Origin of the sequence: Streptomyces ossamyceticus, from assembly GCF_001418475.1 — a bacterium.
Lineage (GTDB): Bacteria > Actinomycetota > Actinomycetes > Streptomycetales > Streptomycetaceae > Streptomyces > Streptomyces ossamyceticus.
Window position 1 is genome coordinate 1 of record NZ_LIQX01000364.1, and the last position, 2,993, is coordinate 2,993.

Annotated in this window: 2 protein-coding genes; both read right to left on the bottom strand. The window is 72.8% G+C overall.

Annotated elements, in window-relative coordinates; translation table 11 throughout:
• On the bottom strand, positions 1-1,343 hold a 1,343-nt coding region (locus tag AOK15_RS25580), incomplete at its 3' end, for an acetyl-CoA carboxylase biotin carboxylase subunit (RefSeq protein ID WP_055520713.1).
• Positions 1,344-1,351: 8 nt separating this feature from the next.
• Entirely contained in the window at positions 1,352-2,950 is a 1,599-nt protein-coding gene (locus AOK15_RS25585) for an acyl-CoA carboxylase subunit beta (RefSeq protein WP_055520712.1), read from the bottom strand.
• Positions 2,951-2,993: the final 43 nt, after the last annotated feature.

A 2,993-nucleotide genomic window follows, 5' to 3' on the forward strand; every position in this document is an offset into this window, starting at 1 on the left:
CCGTGGGCGCGCGCGTCGGCGAGGGCTGCGGCCAGGGAGGCGTGCGGGTCGGGTGCGGGGGTGGTGAGGTGGGGCAGGTGGCGGTCGTAGAAGGCCGTGGTCATGCGGGCCGTGGTGAACTCGGTGTGGCGCAGGGAGTGGATCAGCAGGGCCCGGTTGGTGGTGGGGCCGTGGATCGTCGCGCGGTCCAGGGCGCCGGCGAGCTTGCGAACGGCCTCGGCGCGGGTCGGTGCGTGGGCGACGACCTTGGCGATCATCGGGTCGTAGTGGACGCCGATCTCGTCGCCGTCGGTGTAGCCGGTGTCGAGGCGGACCTCGTCCGGGACGGTCAGCCGGTGCAGGGTGCCGGTCTGCGGGGTCCAGCCGGTGGCGGGGTCCTCGGCGTAGAGGCGGGCCTCGACGGCGTGGCCGTGCGCGGCCGGGGGCTCGGGGGCCAGGGCGGTGCCCTCGGCGACACGGAGCTGTTCGGCGACCAGGTCGAGGCCGAACACGGCTTCCGTCACCGGGTGTTCGACCTGGAGGCGGGTGTTCATCTCCAGGAAGTGGGCGCGGCCGTCGGCGACGAGGAACTCGACGGTGCCGGCGCCGACGTAGGAGACGGCGTGCGCGGCGCGTACGGCGAGGGTGCGCAGTTCGGCTTCGAGGTGCTCCGGGAGGCCGGGGGCGGGGGCCTCCTCGATGACTTTCTGGTGGCGGCGTTGCAGGGAGCAGTCGCGGGTGCCGAGGGCCCAGACGGTGCCGTGGGTGTCGGAGAGGATCTGCACCTCGACGTGGCGGCCGTCCTCGACGTACGGCTCGATGAACACCTCGCCGTCGCCGAAGGCGCTCGTGGCCTCGGCGCGGGCGGCCTCCAGGGCGGCGTCGAGGTCGTCGAGGTCGCGGACGACGCGCATGCCGCGGCCGCCACCGCCCGCGGCGGCCTTCACCAGGACCGGGAGGTCGGCCTCGGTGACCTCGGTGAGGGGGGCGAGGCCCATGAGCTGTTTGGCGCGGGTCTTCGACGCCATCGCCTCGATCGCCTCGGGGGGCGGGCCGATCCAGGTGAGGCCGGCGTCGAGGACGGCGCGGGCGAAGTCGGCGTTCTCGGAGAGGAAGCCGTAGCCGGGGTGGACGGCGTCCGCGCCCGCGGCGAGGGCGGCCTTCACCACGAGGTCGCCGCGCAGATAGGTGTCGGCGGGGGCCGCGCCCGGGAGGCGTACGGCCTGGTCGGCGACGCGTGTGTGCAGGGCGGTCGAGTCGGCGTCGGAGTGCACGGCGACGGTGCGGATGCCCAGCTCACGGCAGGTGCGGAAGATCCGGCAGGCGATCTCGCCCCGGTTGGCGACGAGCACTGAAGTGATCACGTGGTCCCTCACATCCGGAAGACGCCGAAGCCGCCGCGGGCGCCCTCGTAGGGGGCGGTGTGGATGGCCGACAAGCACAGGCCGAGGACGGTGCGGGTGTCGCGCGGGTCGATGACGCCGTCGTCGTACAGCCGCCCGGACAGGAACATGGGCAGCGACTCGGACTCGATCTGCTGCTCCACCATGGCGCGCAGGGCGGCGTCGGCGTCCTCGTCGTACGGGTGTCCCTTGGCGGCAGCCGACTGGCGGGCGACGATCGACAGGACGCCGGCGAGCTGCTGCGGGCCCATGACGGCGGACTTGGCGCTGGGCCAGGCGAAGAGGAAGCGGGGGTCGTAGGCGCGGCCGCACATGCCGTAGTGGCCGGCGCCGTAGGAGGCGCCCAGCAGGACCGACAGATGCGGGACCTTCGAGTTGCTGACCGCGTTGATCATCATCGCGCCGTGTTTGATGATGCCGCCCTGCTCGTACTCCTTGCCGACCATGTAGCCGGTGGTGTTGTGGAGGAACAGCAGCGGGATGTCGCGCTGGTTGGCGAGCTGGATGAACTGGGCGGCCTTCTGCGACTCCGCGCTGAACAGGACCCCTTGGGCGTTGGCGAGGATGCCGACGGGATAGCCGTGCAGGGTGGCCCAGCCGGTGGTGAGGCTGGGGCCGTAGAGCGGCTTGAACTCGTCGAAGTCGGAGGCGTCGACGATCCGGGCGATGACCTCGCGGGGGTCGAAGGGCACCTTCGGGTCGGCGGGGACGATGCCCAGCAGGTCCTCCGCGTCGTACTTCGGGGGTGCGGCGGGTCCGGGGTCGGGGTGGGCCTTGCGGTGGTTGAGGCGGGCGACGACACGGCGGGCCTGGCGCAGGGCGTCGTGCTCGTCGACGGCGAACTGGTCGGCGAGACCCGACACGCGCGCGTGCATCTCGGCGCCGCCGAGGGACTCGTCGTCGCTCTCCTCGCCGGTGGCCATCTTCACCAGCGGCGGGCCGCCGAGGAACACCTTCGCCCGTTCCTTGACCATGATCACGTGGTCGGACATGCCGGGGACGTAGGCGCCGCCCGCGGTGGAGTTGCCGAAGACGACGGCGATGGTGGGGATGCCGGCGGCGGACAGCCGGGTGAGGTCGCGGAAGATGGCGCCGCCCGGGATGAAGATCTCCTTCTGGGAGGGCAGGTCGGCGCCGCCGGACTCGACGAGGCTGATGCAGGGCAGCCGGTTGGCGAGGGCGATGTCGTTGGCGCGCAGGGCCTTCTTCAGGGACCAGGGGTTGGAGGCGCCGCCGCGTACGGTCGGGTCGTTGGCGGTGATCAGGCACTCCACGCCCTCGACGACACCTATGCCGGTGACGAGGGAGGCGCCCACCGTGTAGTCGCTGCCCCAGGCGGCGAGCGGGGACAGCTCCAGGAAGGGCGTGTCCGGGTCGAGGAGCAGTTCGACGCGTTCGCGGGCGAGGAGCTTGCCGCGCCCCCGGTGCCGGGCGACGTACTTCTCACCGCCGCCCGCGAGGGCCTTGGCGTGCTCGGCGTCGAGTTCGGCGAGCTTGGCGAGCATGGCCTCGCGGTTGGCGGTGTGGTCGGGGCCGCCCGGGTCGAGGGCGGAGGCGAGGACGGTCACCGGTGCACCTCCGGCGGAGCGGGGCGGACCTCCGGCCGGGTGG